Raw genomic sequence first — 18,333 nt, 5'->3', positions numbered from 1 at the left:
GGTTGAAAGCTGGGGCGACGGCTGTATACGCCGTCGCCTCGTACCCATTTGTGACAGGTATCCCATGAGCATTGGCCTTCTTCTGCTGATCGTGGTCGGACTTGGTGTGATCGGCTATATTCTTGGCCGCCGCCGTGCCCTGGCCAGCGTTGCGGGTGACCCCCGCAAACTGCATTCGTTGCCCAGCCAGTATGGCCAATCGGTCTTTCTGTTCACCGTCGTTCCTGCGCTGCTGCTGCTGATCGTCTGGCTGCTGGCCGCGCCAAGCGTCATCGACGGCCAGGTCCGGGGCACCGTGACGACCGATGGGGTATCCCAATCCGAGATCGACCTGAAAATGGCCGATGTCGGACGTATCTCGGACGGGCTGGGCGCGCTGATGGCCGCCAATGACATGTCCGAGGATGATCTGACGGCGCTGACGCCCGGCGATTCCGACCTGCGCGGCCAATTGGCCGCGGTCGGCGTTGCGGTCGGGGCCGATGTCGAACCCGCCGTGTTCGAAGCCGCCAAACATAAGCGCAGCCTGACCAACAGCGCCGGCCTGATCCGCACGGTGCTGATCCTGCTGGTCGCGCTGGCCGGTCTGGCCTATGCGATGACCCGCATTCGCCCCGATTTCCGCGCCCGCAATGTCAGCGAGGCGGTGGTCAAGGCGCTGCTTCTGGGATCGTCGCTGATCGCCATTCTGACGACCGTCGGGATCGTGCTGTCGCTGATCTTCGAAACCATGCATTTTTTCCGGCTGTATCCCGCCAAGGATTTCTTCCTGTCGCTGACCTGGAACCCGCAATTCCGCGGCGGTTCCGATCTAGGCGTCTGGCCGCTGATCTGGGGGACGCTGTATGTCTCGTTCATCGCGCTGCTGGTCGCGGTGCCGATCGGACTTCTGGCCGCGATCTATCTGGCCGAATACGCCACCAAGCGCGTGCGCAGCGTCGCCAAACCGCTGATCGAGATTTTGGCCGGCATCCCGACCATCGTCTATGGTCTGTTCGCGCTGATCACCGTCGGCCCGATGCTGCGCGACTATTTCGCGCAACCGCTGGGTCTGGGGAATTCGTCCTCGTCGGTGATGACCGCCGGTCTGGTCATGGGCATCATGCTGATCCCCTTTGTCAGCTCGCTGTCGGATGACATCATCAACTCGGTTCCGCAGTCGATGCGCGACGGTTCCTACGGGCTGGGCGCGACGAAATCGGAAAGCATCAAGCAGGTGATCCTGCCCGCCGCCCTGCCGGGCGTCGTCGGTGCCGTCCTGCTGGCCGCCAGTCGCGCCATCGGGGAAACCATGATCGTGGTGCTGGGGGCAGGGGCCGCCGCCAAGCTGTCGATGAACCCGTTCGAGGCGATGACCACCGTCACCGTGAAGATCGTCAGCCAGCTGACTGGCGATACCGAATTTGCCAGCCCCGAAACGCTGGTCGCCTTTGCCCTGGGTCTGACGCTGTTCGTCTTTACCCTCGGGCTGAATGTTCTGGCGCTGTATATCGTGCGCAAATACCGGGAGCAGTATGAATGACCGACGCGACCGCACATAACGCCCCCGCTGCCGCACCGGCCCGGCCGAAATCGCTGTTGACGCAGGATGCGCGGACCAAGCGCCGCAACGCCGCCGAGAAACGCTTTCGCACCTATGGCGCGGTGGCGATCTGTCTGGCCATCGCCGCGCTGGTGATGCTGCTGACATCGGTTCTGGGCAATGGCGCCTCGTCCTTCTTCCAGACCTATGCCAAGATCGAGGTCACGCTGGATCCCGAAGTTCTGGACCCCAAGGGCAATCGCGATCCGGCAGAGATGTCGAAGATCACGACCATCGGCTATGGCAACCTGATGAAGCAGGCTTTCCCCGCCTCGCTGCAGGCGGCCGGCGTCTCGACCGAGGGTGTGCCCGAGAAGGAAATCGGCGACATGCTGTCGAAAGAGGCCCCGGCGCAGTTGCGCAACCGGGTGCTGAACAATCCCGATCTGCTGGGCGAAACGATCAGCTTCTGGGCGCTGGCGAATGGCCGTATCGACGGCTACCTGAAGGACCGGGTCACCATGACCTCGGCCGAGCGTGACGGCAATGTCAGCCCCGAACAGCTGCAACTGGCCGACCGCATGATGGAGGCCGACCTGCTGGAAAAGCGGTTCAACTGGGATTTCATCACCTTCCCCGATGCCTCGGAACTGCGCCCCGAGGCCGCCGGTCTGGGCGTCGCCATCATCGGCTCGGCCTACATGATGCTGATCGTGCTGTTCCTGGCGCTGCCCATCGGCGTCGCCGCCAGCATCTATCTTGAGGAATTCGCCCCCCAGAACCGCCTGACCGATCTGATCGAGGTCAATATCTCGAACCTCGCTGCGGTGCCGTCGATCGTGTTTGGTATCCTGGGCCTGGCCGTGTTCATCAACTATGCGGGGCTGCCCGCCTCGGCGCCCATCGTCGGGGGGCTTGTGCTGACGCTGATGACGCTGCCGACGATCATCATCTCGACCCGCGCGGCGCTGAAGGCGGTGCCCCCTTCGATCCGCGATGCGGCGCTTGGGGTCGGGGCATCGAAGATGCAGTCGGTGTTCCATCACGTGCTGCCGCTGGCCATGCCGGGTATTCTGACGGGCACCATCCTTGGCCTTGCACAGGCCCTGGGCGAAACCGCGCCGCTGTTGCTGATCGGCATGGTCGCCTTTGTGCGCGATTATCCCAGCTGGCCGGTCGACGGTCTGTTCGAACCCGCCTCGGCGCTGCCGGTGCAGGTCTATAACTTCACCACGCGCGGCGATCCCGCCTTTGTGGAACGCGCTTCCGGGGCGATCATCGTCCTGTTGGTCTTCCTGCTGTGCATGAACCTGTTGGCGATCTATCTGCGCCGCAAGTTCGAGCGGCGTTGGTAAAGCGGCCCGAAGGAGGTCATTATGTACGATACGAAGCGAGTGGAGAGCATCGTGGGCCAGGACGACATCAAGATTTCGGCACGCAAGGTGCAGGTCTATTATGGCGACAAACACGCCATCAAGGATGTGGATGTCGATATTCTGGACAAGACGGTCACCGCCTTCATCGGTCCGTCGGGATGCGGCAAATCCACGTTCCTGCGGTGCATCAACCGCATGAACGACACCATCCCGATCGCCCGCATCGAAGGGCAGATCAAGCTGGATGGCGAGGATATCTATGACAAGCGCGTGGATCCGGTGCAGCTGCGCGCCCGCGTGGGCATGGTGTTCCAGAAGCCGAACCCCTTCCCGAAATCGATCTATGACAACGTCGCCTATGGCGCGCGCATCCACGGTCTGGCCCGCAACAAGGCCGAGCTGGACGAGATCATCGAGAAGTCCCTGCGTGGCGCCGCGCTGTGGAACGAGGTCAAGGATCGCCTGAACGAACCGGGCACCGGCCTGTCGGGCGGCCAGCAACAGCGCCTGTGCATCGCCCGCGCCGTCGCCACCTCGCCCGAGGTGCTGCTGATGGACGAGCCCTGCAGTGCGCTGGACCCCATCGCCACCGGCCAGGTCGAGGAACTGATCGACCAGCTGCGTCAGGAATTTTCGGTCGTGATCGTCACGCACTCGATGCAGCAGGCCGCGCGCGTCAGCCAGAAGACCGCCTTCTTCCACCTTGGCAATCTGGTGGAATACGGCGACACGGACGACATCTTCACCAAGCCCAGGGACACCCGGACCGAGGCCTATATCTCGGGCCGTATCGGCTGATCGTCGGAGGAGAACGACATGATGAACCGCGACAAGCATATCTCATCCGCGTTTGACCGCGATCTTGAGACGATCCAGGCGCAGCTGGTCAAGATGGGCGGCATGGTCGAGGCGGCCATCGCCGATGCCTCGAACGCGCTGGAGAACCGCGACGAGGAACTGGCCGACGAAGTGCGCCGCCGCGACAAGCAGATCGACGCGCTGGAAGCCCAGATCAACGAGGATGCCGCGCGTCTGATCGCCCTGCGCGCGCCGACCGCCACCGATCTGCGGATGGTACTGGCGGTGATGAAGATCGCCGCCTCGCTGGAGCGTGTGGGCGATTTCGCCAAGAACATGGCCAAACGCTCGAACGTCTTGGTGCAGATGCCGGCCATCGAAGGGTCGGGGCTTGCCCTGCGCCGGATGAGCCAGGCGGTCAGCAAAATGTTGCAGGATGCGCTGGACAGCTATATCCGCCGCGACGCCGAACTGGCCGAGGATGTGCGTCAGCGCGATCTGGAAGTCGATCAGATGTACAACGCGCTGTTCCGTGAATTCCTGACCCACATGATGGAAGACCCGCGCAATATCACCGCCTGCATGCATCTGCATTTCATCGCCAAGAACACCGAACGGATGGGCGATCATGCCACCTCGATCGCCGAGCAGGTGATCTACCTGGTCACCGGCGATCTGCCCGATGACACCCGCCCCAAGGCCAACAGCGTTCCGGGCAATGTCGATGTGACCGGGATCGAGGGCTGAGACCATGGCGACCCGTCAAGCCCCCTGCGTTCTGGTGGTCGAGGACGAAGGCGCTCAGCGCGAAGTTCTGCGCTACAACCTTGAAGCCGAGGGCTTCGAGGTTGTGGTGGCCGACAATGGCGAAGATGCCCTTTTGCTGGTTCAGGAAGAACAACCCGACCTGATGGTTCTGGACTGGATGCTGCCCAAGGTGTCGGGGATCGAGGTCTGCCGTCAGGTCAAGGCCGATCCTTCAAGCCGCGGCATCCCGATCATCATGCTGTCGGCGCGCAGCGAGGAAACCGATCGCGTGCGCGGGCTGGAAACCGGGGCTGACGATTACGTCGTCAAACCCTATTCCGTGGTCGAGTTGATGGCCCGTCTGCGCACCCAGCTGCGCCGCACGCGGCCCGCCACCATGGGTGAACGGCTTAGCTTTGCCGATATCATCCTGGATGCGGCCGAGCATCGCGTGTTTCGCGCGGGGCAACCGCTGCATCTTGGCCCGACCGAATTTCGTTTGCTGTCGACGCTGATGGAAAAGCCGGGGCGGGTCTGGACACGCGAACAGCTTCTGGACCGGGTCTGGGGCCGCGACATCTATGTCGATACCCGCACCATCGACGTGCATGTCGGCCGTCTGCGCAAGGCGCTGATGTCGAATGGCGGCGACAATCCGGTGCGCACCGTGCGCGGCACCGGATATGCGCTTGGCTAGGCAGGTTGCCGATCCAGGAACGCCAGCGTGTCCTGCATGCCGGGAATGGCTTCACCCGCGCCCTGGCGGGTGACCTGCAACGCAGCGGCCGCCGAGGCAAGCCGTAGCGCGGTGTCGATATCGTCGCCGCGATCGGTGCAGGCGGCGAAATAGCCTGCAAAGGTATCGCCCGCGCCGGTCGTATCGACGGGCTGGACCTTGAAGGCGGGATGGTGATGGCTGCGTCCCGTGATCAGGTCGCGATATTCCGCCCCCGCCGCGCCGCGCGTGATCAGCAGCCCCTCGACCGGCAGGTCCCCGGGAATGGCTTCGAACAACTCGCGCGCCTCGCCCTCGTTCATTGCCAGAACCGAAACATGCGGCAGGATCTGTCGCACGGCGTCGATCTGGAAGGGCGCGGCGGAATAGATCACCCGCGCCCCGGCCTGACGGGCGGCACGGGCCGCCTCGACCTGACCATTGGTTTCGTTCTGGATCAGCAGCGTATCGCCTGCCCCGATGGTCGACAGCGCGGACAGCATCGCCCGAATCCCGATGGCGCGATTTGCGCCGGGATGGATGATGATCGAATTTTCGGCCTCGGTATCCAGCAGGATCAGCGCGTGGCCCGTGGCCTCATCGGGCAGCATCTGGATCGCGCTGCAATCGATCCCCAAGGCCTGCAACCGCTCGACGATCCAGCGGTCGCCGGACCCGACTGCGCCCAGATGGCGGGGTGTCGTCCCCGCCTGCGCCGCCGCGATGGACTGATTGCCACCCTTGCCGCCCAATCCGACGGCATAGCTGTCTGCCGCCAGCGTTTCGCCGGGCTGCGGAAGATGCTGCAGCCGATAGACGTGATCGGCATTGATCGAGCCCAGATTCCAGATTGCCATTCGTGCCTCCTACTTCCGGGCATGTGAACGCCCCGATGCGCAATTGTCCAGCCGCAACGAAAAACGCGCCCCGAGGGGCGCGTTTCAAGGATTGGGTCTTTGTCCCGGATCAGGCTTTCTTGCCCTTGTGGGGGGCCCAGATCCGCTTGTTGGTCAGATACAGCAGTGACCCCAGCACGATCAGGAACAGGACCGAGACCAGACCGACCATCTTGCGATCCATCATCTTCGGTTCCGCGGTCCACATCAGGAAGGCCGACAGGTCGCGGGCCATCTGATCGACGGTCGCGGGGGTGCCGTCCTCATAGGTGACCAGATCATCCGACAGCGGGGGCGGCATCGCGATATAGCCCGACGGGAAGGCCGTGTTTTCATAGAACACCGAGCCAGCCTGCTCCATCTCTTCGCCGGTATAGCTGGTCAGGATGGCGTGGATGTATTCCGGGCCGCCGATGCCGTTGATCAGCTGGTTGAGACCGGTGCCATAGGGGCCATGAAAGCCCGCGCGCGCCTTGGCCATCAGCGACAGGTCCGGACCCATGCCATCGCCCGACACGGCCGGGAAATGGTCCGTCGGCAGACGGGTGCGATCCTCGCCGGTTTCCGCATCGGTGATTTCGGTCAGGCTTGCCGCATAGGCGCGCACCTGATCCTCGGGCAGGCCGGGGCCGCCTTCGTCATGCAGGGTGCGGATCGGCACGAATTTCATGCCGTGGCAGGCCGAGCAGACCTCGGTATAGACCTGAAGGCCGCGCTGCAGCTGGAACTGGTCGAACTTGCCGAACGGGCCTTCGAAGCTGAAGTCGATGTCCTCGATATGCACGGCGCCATGGCCGCCGCCGTGATCGCCCTCTTCGCCATGCGCGTCGTCGCCGTGAGCGTCATCGCCATGTGCGTCATCGCCGTGATCGTCGGCATGGGCTTCGGCGGCTTCCTCGGCGGGGGCCTCTGCCTCAGCCTCCGCCTCGGCGGCGGGGGTTTCTTCGGCTGCGGTGGCGTCCTCGGTCGCTTCGGCTGGTTCTTCAGCTTCAGCTTCGGCGTCCGGGGCCGCGTCGGCCTCGTCCGCTTGCGGGGCTTCGTCAGCGGCAGATTCCTCTGCCGCTTCGGGGGCTGCGCTGTCCTCGGCCGGGGCTTCGGTCGCGTCGGCGGCCGTGTCCTCGGTCGTGGCTTGCGCCTCGGCTGCCTGCTCGGTCGGGGCCGGGCTGGTGGCCTCCTGCGCCCAGGCAAAGCCCGACGCAGACAGGGTCAGGGCCGCAACAGCCGTGAGCGTCTTGGTTCTCAGGGTCATTGGATGGCTCTCCTTACTCGGCCGAGTGCGCTTTGGCGCGGTAGTGATCGTTGAAGTCCTCTTCGATGGTCGCGGGCATCGGCTCGGGCTTTTCGATCACACCCAGCAGCGGCAGGATCACCAGGAAATAGGCGAACCAATAGGCCGAACCGGCCAGCGCGATATAGGGATAGATCCCCTCGGCCGGCATGGCGCCCACCCACATCAGGACCACGAAATCCACGGCAAGAAGCCAGAACCACCACTTGAACTGCGGGCGATACTTGCCCGAGCGCACGCGGCTGGTGTCCAGCCAGGGCACCAGTGCCATGACCAGGATCGCGCCGAACATCGCGATCACCCCGAAGAACTTGGCGTCGATGATGCCGAAGGACAGCCAGTTGACGAACATCACCAGCCAGACATCGGCCGTGAAGGCGCGCAGGATCGCGTAGAACGGCAGGAAGTACCATTCGGGAACGATATGCGCAGGCGTCGCCAGCGGATTCGCCTCGATATAGTTGTCGGGGTGGCCCAGATAGTTGGGCATGAAGCCGACGATCGCGAAGAAGATCACCAGAACAACGGCCAGCGCGAACAGGTCCTTGATCACGAAATAGGGCCAGAAGGGCAGGGTATCCTTTTCCGCCTCTTCCTTGCTGGTGCGGCGCACCTCGACCCCGGTGGGGTTGTTGTTGCCGGTGGTGTGGAAGGCCCAGATATGCACCACGACCAGCGCCGCGATGATGAAGGGCAGCAGATAATGCAGCGAGAAGAAGCGGTTCAGCGTCGCGTTGTCGACAGCCGGCCCGCCCAGCAACCAGGTCTGGATCGAGGGCCCGATGCCGGGGATGGCACCAAAGAGGCCGGTGATCACGGTCGCGCCCCAGAAGGACATCTGACCCCAGGGCAGCACATAGCCCATGAAGGCGGTGCCCATCATGCACAGATAGATCAGCATGCCGATAATCCAGGTCACTTCGCGCGGGGCTTTGTAGCTGCCATAGTACAGGCCGCGGAAGATGTGCAGATAGACGGCAAGGAAGAATAGCGAAGCGCCGTTGGCGTGCAGATAGCGCAGCATGTAGCCGCCATTCACGTCACGCATGATGTGTTCGACGCTGGCAAAGGCCAGGTCGACATGCGGCGTGTAGTGCATCACCAGGACGATGCCGGTGATGATCTGCAGCCCAAGGCAGAATGCCAGGACGATGCCCCAGATCCACATCCAGTTCAGGTTCTTGGGCGTGGGGATCATCAGGGTGTCATAGATGATGCTGACTACCGGCAAACGGCGGTGAAGCCAGCGTTCTGCGCCCGTCTTGGGCTCGTAATGGTCGTGGGGAATACCGGCCATGTGAAACCCTCCTCAGCCCAGCTTGATGGTCGTGTCGTTGACGAATTCAGCGACCGGAATATGCAGGTTCTGCGGAGCAGGCCCTTTGCGGATGCGCCCGGCGGTGTCGTAATGCGAGCCGTGGCAGGGGCAGAACCAGCCGCCGAAATCGCCGGCACCATCGCCGATCGGCACGCAGCCCAGATGGGTGCAGACGCCGATCTGGACCAGCCATTCGCCGGCCTCGTCCAGGGTGCGGTTTTCGTCGGTGGCGGGTTCGCCGGGCTTGTTCTGGTTTTCGGCGTTCTGGTCGATCAGATCGCCCAGATCGACGGCGCGACCGGCCTCGATCTCTTCTGCGGTCCGACGACGGATGAACACGGGCTTGCCCAGCCATTTGACGGTCAGTTGGGTGCCGACATCGACGCCGCTGACATCGACCTGAATCGAGGACAGCGCCTGGACGTCAGCCGAGGGGTTCATCTGGTTCACAAGCGTCCAGGCGGTGGCACCGGCGGCCACCGTGCCTGCGCCCGCCGTGGCATAGTAGAGGAAATCCCTCCGGGTGCCTACGTGGTCATCTGCGTGGGACACGGGTCATTCTCCAATCCGGGCCGGCGAACCGGCCGATACGACAATCCGGGCCGCGTGTGATCGCAGCCTTCGCGACGGCGGTTCTAGCGATCAAATCCCTGTCAGTCCAGAAGGTAAGCCACCCGCACCCATGCCCGAAGCTTAGCCATGTTGAAAATTTGTCGCGCTTTGCAGATCGGGGGTGGGCGCATTTGTCGCAGGCTGCGGATCTTCCGCGGGCGCGCCTATAGCAGCCCTTCCGCGCGAAAGCTGAGTTCGCGGGATTTTCCGATGATCAGGTGATCGTGGATGACGATGCCCATCGTATCCCCTGCCTGGGCGATTCTGGCGGTCATGGTGATGTCCGAATCTGACGGGGTGGGGTCGCCCGATGGATGGTTGTGGACCAGAATCAGCGCCGAGGCGTTCAGTTCCAGCGCGCGCTTGATGATTTCACGCGGGTAAACGGGGACGTGATCGACGGTGCCGCTGGCCTGTTCCTCATCCGCGATCAGGACATTCTTGCGGTCCAGATACAGGACCCGGAATTGTTCGGTTTCGCGATGCGCCATGGTCGTGTGGCAATAATCCAGAAGCGCCTGCCAGCTTGACAGGACCGGACGCTGGATGATCCTGGCGCGGGACAGGCGTTGGGCGGCGGCCTCGACGATCTTCAGTTCGGTGATGACGGCGGGGCCGACGCCTTCGACCTCGGACAGGCGTGCGGGGTTGGCCGACAGCACGCGGTTGAAATCACCGAACCTTTCGATCAGTCGTCGCGCCAGAGGTTTGACATCCTGTCGCGGGATCGCGCGAAACAGCACCAGTTCCAGCAATTCGTAATCGGGCATCGCCGTTGCGCCGCCCTGCATGAAACGTTCGCGCAGACGCGCGCGGTGATCAGAAAGGTAGGAGGGGGTGCCCTTTGCCGGGCCCTTGGCAGGCGCCGGAACGATCACCGGCCCGACATCGTCCGAGGCGGGGGTGAACAGGGGCATGGGCATTTCGCCAAAGGAACGATTCGGGGCCATGCAAGCAGCATGGCCCCGAGCGGTGAACAAAGCGTTAACAGACCAGCGCCCGTCAGCGCGTCATGTCGTCCCAGAAGCCTTTGACCTTGTTAAAGAAACTGGTCGATTGCGGGCTGTTGTCAGCCTTGACCTCCTGAAACTCGCGCAGCAATTCGCGCTGCCGAGCGGTCAGGTTGACCGGGGTTTCGACGACCAGCTCGATCAGCATGTCGCCAGCCTCGCCATTCGCGCCGGCACCGTGGCGCAGCGGGGGCATCCCCTTGCCGCGCAGGCGCATCTGTCGACCCGACTGACTGCCCGCCGGAACCTTCACGCGCGACCGGCCGCCATCGATTGTCGGCACCTCGACCTCGCCGCCAAGTGCGGCGGTGGCCATGCTGACGGGGACCTGGCAGGCCAGCGTCTTGCCGTCGCGCAGGAAGATCTCGTGCTCGGCCACGTCGATGAAGATGTACAGATCGCCGGCTGGACCGCCACGCATTCCGGCCTCGCCCTCGCCGGCAAGGCGGATGCGGGTGCCGGTTTCGACGCCTGCCGGGATATTGACCGACAGGGTGCGTTCCTTTTCGACCCGGCCAGCGCCGTGGCAGGCCTTGCAGGGGTTCTTGACGATCTGGCCCTGGCCGCCACAGGTGGGGCAGGTCCGTTCGACGGTAAAGAAACCCTGCTGCGCCCGGACGCGGCCCATGCCCGAGCAGGTCGGGCAGGTCGCAGGCTGGGTCGCGCCCTCGGCCCCGGTGCCGTCGCATTCCTCACAGGCGACCGAGCTGGCCACCGTGATGGTTTTCTGCACGCCCCGATAGGCCTCTTCCAGACCGACGCGCAGGTTGTAGCGCAGATCCTGACCGCGCTGTGCACGCGACCGTCCGCCCCCGCCGCCGCCGGCGCGGCGGCCGCCCATCATGTCGCCGAAAAGATCTTCGAACACATCCGCAAAGGCCGAGCCGAAATCACCCTGAGGGCCGCCACTGCGACCGCCAAAGCCGCCGCCCATGCCGCCATTCTCGAAGGCCTGATGGCCAAAGCGGTCATAGGCCGCCTTTTTCTGGTCGTCCTTCAGATGCTCATAGGCTTCGTTGACTTCCTTGAACTGGCTCTCGGCCGCAGCGTTATCCTTGTTGCGGTCGGGATGCAGTTCCTTGGCCTTGCGACGGTAGGCTTTCTTGATTTCCTCGGACGAGGCCCCACGGCTGACCCCGAGAACCTCATAAAAGCAGCGCTTCGCCATATCTTGTCCTGTTTACTGACCCCCGAACGAAATCCGGCCCGCAACGGGGCGGGCCGGTCCGAGGGTGCGGCCCGGATCAGCCGCGTTTCTTGTCTTCGCCGAGATCTTCGAAATCGGCATCAACGATATCGTCCTGCTCGGCCGAACGGGGGCCTTCCTCGGCCTCGTCATCGGCGGAATCAGGCTCGGACTGCTGCGACTTGTAGATCGCCTCGCCCAGTTTCATGGATGCGTCCATGACATTCTGGATGCCCGACTGGATCTTGCCCGCGTCTTCCGACTTCAGCGATTCTTCCAGCGCGCCGATGGCCAGTTCGATCGCCTCGACGGTCGATTCGTCCACCTTGTCGCCATGTTCTTCCAGCGACTTGCGGGTGCTGTGGATCAGGCTTTCGGCCTGGTTCTTGGCTTCGACCAGTTCGCGGCGGCCCTTGTCGGCCTCGGCATTCTGTTCGGCGTCCTTCACCATGCGCTCGATGTCATCGTCGGTCAGACCGCCCGATGCCTGGATGGTGATGTTCTGTTCCTTGCCGGTGCCCTTGTCCTTGGCCGAAACCGAGACGATGCCGTTCGCGTCGATGTCGAAGGTCACTTCGATCTGCGGCATGCCGCGCGGTGCGGGCGGGATGTCCTCGAGGTTGAACTGACCCAGCATCTTGTTGTCGGCGGCCATCTCGCGTTCGCCCTGGAAGACCCGGATCGTCACGGCGTTCTGGTTGTCTTCCGCGGTCGAGAAGATCTGCGACTTCTTGGTCGGGATCGTGGTGTTGCGGTCGATCAGGCGGGTGAACACGCCCCCCAGCGTTTCGATGCCCAGGGACAGCGGGGTCACGTCCAGCAGCACGACATCCTTGACGTCACCCTGCAGCACGCCGGCCTGAATGGCGGCGCCCAGGGCCACGACTTCGTCCGGGTTCACGCCCTTATGCGGTTCCTTGCCGAAGAAGTCGGTCACCTCCGCGATGACTTTCGGCATGCGGGTCATACCGCCGACCAGAACGACTTCGTCGATCTCGCCCTTGCTGACACCGGCGTCTTTCAGGGCTTCCTGAACCGGCTTCATCGTGCGCTTGATCAGGTCGCTGACCAGACTTTCCAGCTTGGCGCGGGTCAGTTTCATGACCATGTGCAGCGGCGTGCCCGAATCCTTGTCCATCGAGATGAACGGCTGGTTGATTTCGGTCTGGCTGCTGCTGGACAGTTCGATCTTGGCTTTCTCGGCCGCCTCTTTCAGGCGCTGAAGGGCCATCTTGTCCTTGGTCAGATCGACGCCGTGCTCTTTCTTGAACTCTTCGGCGAGGAAGTTGACGATACGCATGTCGAAGTCTTCGCCGCCAAGGAACGTGTCCCCGTTGGTCGATTTCACCTCGAACAGGCCGTCGTCGATTTCCAGGATGGTGATGTCGAAGGTGCCGCCGCCGAGGTCATAGACCGCGATCGTCTTGCTTTCCTTCTTGTCCAGACCATAGGCCAGTGCGGCTGCAGTCGGCTCGTTGATGATGCGCAGCACTTCAAGGCCCGCAATCTTGCCGGCATCCTTGGTGGCCTGACGCTGAGCGTCGTTGAAATAGGCCGGGACGGTGATGACGGCCTGCGTCACCTCTTCGCCCAGATAGGATTCGGCCGTTTCCTTCATCTTCTGAAGAATCATCGCGCTGACTTGCGCGGGGGAATAGCTTTCGCCCTTCACACCGACCCAGGCGTCGCCATTGCCGCCATCGACGATGTCATAGGGAACCAGCTTCTTGTCCTTTTCGACGGCTTCGTCGCCGATGCGACGGCCGATCAGGCGCTTGACCGCGAACACGGTGTTGCTGGGGTTGGTGACAGCCTGACGCTTTGCCGATTGCCCGACCAGACGCTCACCATCGGTGAAGCCGACGATCGAGGGCGTGGTGCGCGCGCCTTCGCTGTTTTCGATGACCTTCGGCTGGCTGCCATCCATGATGGCGACGCAGCTGTTGGTGGTGCCGAGGTCGATGCCGATAACTTTGGACATGTAGTGTAACCTTCTCTTGCGGCGATGTTTTGGGCTTTGGGTCCGTTATGGCCCCCGCGGCCCGATCCCTTGATGCTTTCAGGCCCGGACATGCCCGGACGCTTCGGGGGTGTATATAGGTGGCGAAACCCGCGCTGCAAGCGGCGAAACGGGCCATTTTCCCCGGTTGCCAGGGGGAAACCGCGTGAATTTCGGTGAAAGCGGCCTATCGCCCGGCGGTCCAGCTGATCGATTCGTATTTGCGGGTGGTGAAGTTGATCAGCAACCCGACAATCACCGCGCCCATCGAAAACCAAAGCGCGTAATAGGGATCGGTTTTGAGAGGCGTGTAATTGACGAAAACAAAGCCGCGGGTCTGGTCGTTGATGTGAAACAGCGGATTCCACGAAAACCACGGCAACAGCGCGTTGGGCAGCACATTCGCCACGAACATCTTGCCCGAGGCGAACATGTTGATCCGCTGATAGGCGCTGGTCAGGATCTTGGCGGTCTGGGGCGACCAGGGCCTGATGCCCAGAAAGATCAGGCCCATCGTCGCGCCCGAGAACCACGCCAGAAGATACATCGCCAGAACGCCCGGAAAAAAATCGATCGTCAAAGGCTCGATCAGGACGTGATACAGCCACAGCAGCGCCGCCATGCTGATCGTCTGGCGATACAGGACCGTGACCGCCGCCGCGCCTATCAGGATCGCCGGGTTCAGCGGGCCGTGCTTGGTCATGCCGCTGGACACGGAATGCGCCCCGGACACGGCACCTGCCGTGCGGACATGGGTCATGAAGATGAAGATCCCGCTCATGATGAACAGGAAGAAATTGCCGCGTATCGGGGACTGCCTGATGCCGATGATCAGATAGATCAGCATGAAGGCGCCCATGAACATCGCCGTCTGCAGAATCGTCAGCAGGATGCCGACAATGGCATTTCGATGTTCCGTGCGCAGGTTGTAGACTGTCTGGTGAAAGATCAGCGCCAGCGTCGTGCCCGCGGCTTGCAGCATGTTCTGGTTGCGGCGCTGCTGGAACAAGACGGCGGTCCTTTGCGATCGTTGCTTGAAAGCCCCATGCGACAGCTTGGCGGGCGGGCCGTGCTTGCCCAGCCAAACTCCTGCGATCATAAGTGGGGAAGACATATCGCACAATCGCCACGGCGCCCCGGCCGTGCCCGGAATGAAGGAAAACTGGATGCAATTCGATCGACTTACGACAGAAATGCGTCGGCTGGCGCTGGAGGCCGGGGCCAGGATCATGGAAATCTACGGTGCCGAGGATTTCGACGTACGCGCCAAGTCCGACGATTCCCCGGTAACCGCCGCCGATGAGGCCGCGGACGCGCTGATTTCGCAGGGGCTGCGGGCGGCCTTTCCCGATGTGCCGCTGGTGACCGAGGAACAGGCCGCGACGCATGATCAGACGGTTTCGACCTTTCTGATCGTCGATCCGCTGGACGGTACCAAGGAATTCGTGCAACGGCGCGGCGATTTCACCGTGAATATCGCCTATGTCGAAAACGGGGTGCCGGTGCGCGGCGTGGTCTATGCGCCCGCCAAGGGCCGGCTGTTCTATACCACCGCCGATGGCCGTTCGGTCGAAGAGCGGGCGCCGTTCGGCGACCAGCCCGGCGAGACGCTGCCGGTGGGCGTGAACCCGACGCCTGACAATCGCGGCCTGATGGTGGTGGCCTCGAAGTCGCATCGCGATGCGGCGACGGATGATTACATTGCCCGCTATGGCGTGCGCGACATGACCAGCGCGGGATCGTCGCTGAAATTCTGTCTGGTGGCCACGGGCGAGGCCGATCTGTATCCGCGTCTGGGTCGCACGATGGAATGGGACACCGCCGCGGGCGATGCCGTGCTGCGTGGCGCGGGCGGCGAGGTTGTGCGCTTCGACGATCACAGCCCATTGGCCTATGGCAAGCAGGGTTTTGAAAATCCGTTCTTTATCGCCTATGCGCCGGGCGTTCTTCTGGTCAAGGATTGATCCCGATGTCGGTGACCATTGTCATTCCGGCCCGCTATGCCTCGACCCGCTATCCGGGCAAGCCTCTGGTGGAATTGCGCGGCGCGTCGGGTGCGGCGTTCAGCCTGATTCAGCGCAGCTGGATGGCGGCCAAGGCCGTCAGCGGTGTCGACCGGGTTCTGGTCGCCACCGACGATGAGCGGATTGCCGATCATGCGACGGGATTCGGGGCCGAGGTCGCGATGACCTCGACCGCCTGCCGCAACGGGACCGAGCGTTGCGCCGAGGTGCTGGGCCAACTGGCCCCGGAACCCGAGATCGTGGTCAACCTGCAGGGCGATGCGCCCCTGACCCCGGCATGGTTCGTCGAGGATCTGATCGCGGGTCTGCGCAACGCGCCCCAGGCCGGGGTCGCCACGCCCGTCCTGCGGTGTTCGGGGCGGATGCGGGCCGATCTGATCGCGGATCGCATGGCCGGTCGCGTCGGCGGCACCACCGCAGTGTTCGGCCATGACCGGCAGGCGCTGTATTTTTCGAAGGAAGTCATTCCTTTTGCGGCGGGCGAATTCGGCGACGACGATCCCAGCCCGGTCTTTCATCATGTCGGCGTCTATGCTTATCGCCCGGCGGCGCTGCGAGCCTATTCCGGCTGGGATGAGGGGCAGCTTGAAAAGCTGGAAGGCCTTGAACAGCTTCGCTTTCTTGAGCGTGGCCAGCGCGTTCTTTGCGTAGAGGTGCAGGCCAGGGGGCGTCAGTTCTGGGAACTGAACAATCCCGAGGATGTTCCACGGCTTGAGCGGATGATGGCCGATATGGGCATCGACTAAGCAGTTTTGCGACGGTTTCGCGACTGAAAATGAAAAGAATTTACCGGGTCGACTTGGCGAGATATGGTCAGTCGAACTAAAATGACGTTGGGGTGTTGTCCGTGGGCAAACACGCCGTGACTTTAAATGTATAAAGGGTCTGACATCATGAACCGCAAGGTTACCAAAGCCATCTTCCCGGTGGCCGGTCTGGGAACTCGCTTTTTGCCCGCGACGAAAAGCATCCCGAAAGAGATCATGACCCTGGTCGATCGCCCGCTGATCCAATACGCGATCGACGAAGCCCGTGCCGCCGGCATCAAGGAATTCATCTTCGTGACCTCGCGCGGCAAGGGTGCGCTGGAAGATTATTTCGACCACGCCCATGAACTGGAAGCCAGCCTGAAACAGAAAGGCAAGAACGACCTTCTGGACATGCTGCGCGAAACCAACATGGAATCCGGTGCGATTGCCTATATCCGCCAGCACAAGGCGCTGGGTCTGGGCCATGCCGTCTGGTGCGCACGTCGTCTGGTTGCCGAGGACGAGCCCTTCGCCGTGATCCTGACCGATGACGTGATCATGGGCGAACCGCCCTGCCTGCAGCAGATGATCGAGGCCTACGAGGAAACCGGCGGCAGCATGGTCGCCACGATGGAGGTTCCGGCCGAAAAGGCGCAGGCCTATGGCGTTCTGGACGTGGCCGAGGATATGGGTGCCATCGTCAAGGCGCGCGGCATGGTCGAAAAGCCGGCGCCGGGCACGGCACCGTCGAATCTGGCCGTGATCGGGCGCTATATCCTTGCGCCGACGGTCATGCAGAACCTGAACAAGCTGAAGCAGGGGTCGGGCGGGGAAATCCAGCTGACCGACGCGATCGCCGATGAGATCGAGGCCGATCGCGGCGTCTACGGCCTGCGCTTCCGCGGCCAGCGTTTCGATTGCGGGTCCAAGGCGGGCTTCCTGCAGGCGACGGTGGCCTTTGGGCTGGAACGCGACGAATTGCGGGAAGAGTTTTCGGACTATCTTGCCGATGTCGTCTCGATGCGCCGCGCGGCCGAGTAAGTTCACATGACGAAGACGGTTCTTGTCACCGGCGGCGCCGGGTATATTGGCTCGCATGCCTGCAAGGCGCTGGCGGCGGCGGGCTATGTGCCTGTCACGCTGGACAATCTGTCGACCGGGTGGCGCGATGCGGTCAAGTTCGGCCCCTTCGTGCAGGCCGATCTGCTGGACCGTGCCGCGCTGGACGCGGCCTTTGCCGAACATCGTCCGGTGGCGGTGCTGCATTTCGCGGCGCTGAGCCAGGTGGGCGAGGCGATGTCCCAGCCCGGAAAATACTGGCGCAACAATGTCAGCGGCTCGCTGAACCTGATCGAAGCCGCGATTGACGCAGGCTGCCTGGACTTTGTCTTTTCTTCGACCTGCGCGACCTATGGTGACCGCGACGGCGAGGTGCTGGACGAAGAAACCGCGCAGGCCCCGCTGAACGCCTATGGCGCCAGCAAGCGCGCGATCGAGGATATGCTGATCGACTTTCAGGCCTCGCACGGGCTGCGGCATGTGATCTTCCGCTATTTCAACGTGGCAGGTGCCGATCCCGACGCCGAGGTGGGCGAATTCCACCGCCCCGAAACGCATCTGATCCCGCTGATCCTGGATGCGGTCGATGGCAAGCGCGCCGCGCTGACCATCCACGGCACCGATTATCCGACCCAGGATGGCACCTGCATTCGCGACTACGTGCATGTCATGGATCTGGTCGATGCACATGTGCAGGGGCTGGAATATCTGCGGGCGGGCAAGGGCAGCCGGGTGTTCTGCCTGGGCACCGGCGACGGGTTTTCGGTCCGCGAAGTGGTCGAGGCGACGCGCCATGTCACCAATCGTCCCGTGCCGATGCAGGATGGTCCCCGCCGGGCAGGCGATGCCGTGAAACTGGTCTGCGGCAGCCAGCGTGCCCGCGATGAACTGGGCTGGCGGCCCGATCGCTCGACCATGCGGCAGATGATCGGCGACGCCTGGCGCTGGCATCAGAACGGCAGCTACGAGGCCTAGGCGTGGCCCCGGCGACGTTCCGGCAGCGGTGGTCTGCCTATCGGACGCGCTGGAAACGC

The 18,333-nt window shown here is 63.0% G+C and carries 17 protein-coding genes; 9 read left to right on the top strand and 8 right to left on the bottom strand.

Features of this window, described 5'->3' with window-relative positions; genetic code table 11:
* Positions 1-64: 64 nt before the first annotated feature.
* From pstC to phoB, 5 genes are read left to right on the top strand one after another with little or no spacing between them, the layout of a single operon-like run.
* Complete coding sequence (gene pstC, locus BMX67_RS01850) at positions 65-1,522, top strand: phosphate ABC transporter permease subunit PstC (RefSeq protein ID WP_090732039.1); 1,458 nt, start codon at positions 65-67, stop codon at positions 1,520-1,522.
* Positions 1,519-2,877, top strand: coding sequence for a phosphate ABC transporter permease PstA (gene pstA / locus BMX67_RS01845; protein ID WP_090732038.1), 1,359 nt, complete (start codon positions 1,519-1,521; stop codon positions 2,875-2,877). The genes pstC and pstA overlap by 4 nt, the downstream gene beginning before the upstream one ends.
* A 21-nt stretch (positions 2,878-2,898) precedes the next feature.
* Positions 2,899-3,696 (top strand): phosphate ABC transporter ATP-binding protein PstB, encoded by a 798-nt coding sequence (gene pstB / locus BMX67_RS01840; RefSeq protein WP_090732036.1) that lies wholly within the window; start codon positions 2,899-2,901, stop codon positions 3,694-3,696.
* 21 nt (positions 3,697-3,717) lie between these two features.
* Positions 3,718-4,443, top strand: a complete 726-nt coding sequence (phoU, locus tag BMX67_RS01835) for a phosphate signaling complex protein PhoU (protein WP_090732211.1) — start codon at positions 3,718-3,720, stop codon at positions 4,441-4,443.
* 4 nt (positions 4,444-4,447) lie between these two features.
* Positions 4,448-5,140: a phosphate regulon transcriptional regulator PhoB gene (phoB, locus tag BMX67_RS01830; protein WP_090732035.1), complete on the top strand. Its 693-nt coding sequence runs from the start codon at positions 4,448-4,450 to the stop codon at positions 5,138-5,140.
* Here phoB and BMX67_RS01825 read toward each other — a convergent pair.
* The 8 genes from BMX67_RS01825 to BMX67_RS01790 form a co-directional block, all read right to left on the bottom strand.
* Positions 5,137-6,015 (bottom strand): ribokinase, encoded by an 879-nt coding sequence (locus tag BMX67_RS01825; RefSeq protein ID WP_090732033.1) that lies wholly within the window; start codon positions 6,013-6,015, stop codon positions 5,137-5,139. The two genes, phoB and BMX67_RS01825, sit on opposite strands and share 4 nt — an antisense overlap.
* A gap of 109 nt (positions 6,016-6,124) precedes the next feature.
* The gene (locus BMX67_RS01820) at positions 6,125-7,303 is read right to left on the bottom strand and encodes a cytochrome c1 (protein ID WP_090732031.1); all 1,179 of its coding nucleotides are present in this window, start codon (positions 7,301-7,303) and stop codon (positions 6,125-6,127) included.
* A gap of 13 nt (positions 7,304-7,316) precedes the next feature.
* A complete protein-coding gene (petB, locus tag BMX67_RS01815) occupies positions 7,317-8,639 on the bottom strand; it encodes a cytochrome b (protein WP_090732030.1) in 1,323 nt (440 codons plus the stop codon).
* A gap of 12 nt (positions 8,640-8,651) precedes the next feature.
* Positions 8,652-9,212, bottom strand: a complete 561-nt coding sequence (gene petA, locus BMX67_RS01810; protein ID WP_090732028.1) for a ubiquinol-cytochrome c reductase iron-sulfur subunit — start codon at positions 9,210-9,212, stop codon at positions 8,652-8,654.
* A gap of 224 nt (positions 9,213-9,436) precedes the next feature.
* Positions 9,437-10,222: a RadC family protein gene (gene radC, locus BMX67_RS01805; protein ID WP_090732027.1), complete on the bottom strand. Its 786-nt coding sequence runs from the start codon at positions 10,220-10,222 to the stop codon at positions 9,437-9,439.
* A 52-nt stretch (positions 10,223-10,274) separates the two neighbouring features.
* Positions 10,275-11,450: a molecular chaperone DnaJ gene (gene dnaJ, locus BMX67_RS01800; RefSeq protein ID WP_090732025.1), complete on the bottom strand. Its 1,176-nt coding sequence runs from the start codon at positions 11,448-11,450 to the stop codon at positions 10,275-10,277.
* A 76-nt stretch (positions 11,451-11,526) separates the two neighbouring features.
* Positions 11,527-13,449, bottom strand: coding sequence for a molecular chaperone DnaK (gene dnaK, locus BMX67_RS01795; protein WP_090732024.1), 1,923 nt, complete (start codon positions 13,447-13,449; stop codon positions 11,527-11,529).
* Between the two features lie 205 nt (positions 13,450-13,654).
* Positions 13,655-14,476 carry an ABC transporter permease gene (locus BMX67_RS01790; RefSeq protein ID WP_090732022.1) on the bottom strand — a complete coding sequence of 274 codons (822 nt, stop codon included), beginning with the start codon at positions 14,474-14,476 and terminating at the stop codon, positions 13,655-13,657.
* Between the two features lie 157 nt (positions 14,477-14,633).
* Between BMX67_RS01790 and cysQ the strand changes: the two genes are divergently transcribed.
* From cysQ to galE, 4 genes are all read left to right on the top strand, one after another.
* The gene (gene cysQ / locus BMX67_RS01785) at positions 14,634-15,431 is read left to right on the top strand and encodes a 3'(2'),5'-bisphosphate nucleotidase CysQ (RefSeq protein ID WP_175479776.1); all 798 of its coding nucleotides are present in this window, start codon (positions 14,634-14,636) and stop codon (positions 15,429-15,431) included.
* Between the two features lie 5 nt (positions 15,432-15,436).
* On the top strand, positions 15,437-16,237 hold the full coding sequence (locus tag BMX67_RS01780; RefSeq protein ID WP_090732021.1) for a 3-deoxy-manno-octulosonate cytidylyltransferase: 801 nt from the start codon (positions 15,437-15,439) through the stop codon (positions 16,235-16,237).
* A gap of 147 nt (positions 16,238-16,384) precedes the next feature.
* Positions 16,385-17,281 carry a UTP--glucose-1-phosphate uridylyltransferase gene (locus tag BMX67_RS01775; protein ID WP_090732019.1) on the top strand — a complete coding sequence of 299 codons (897 nt, stop codon included), beginning with the start codon at positions 16,385-16,387 and terminating at the stop codon, positions 17,279-17,281.
* Between the two features lie 6 nt (positions 17,282-17,287).
* On the top strand, positions 17,288-18,274 hold the full coding sequence (gene galE / locus BMX67_RS01770; protein ID WP_090732018.1) for a UDP-glucose 4-epimerase GalE: 987 nt from the start codon (positions 17,288-17,290) through the stop codon (positions 18,272-18,274).
* Positions 18,275-18,333 lie beyond the last annotated feature (59 nt).

Source organism: Paracoccus homiensis (assembly GCF_900111675.1).
GTDB classification, from domain to species: Bacteria; Pseudomonadota; Alphaproteobacteria; order Rhodobacterales; family Rhodobacteraceae; genus Paracoccus; species Paracoccus homiensis.
The sequence above is the reverse complement of the archived record's forward strand: the minus strand, read 5'-3'. Positions and strand labels throughout refer to the sequence as shown.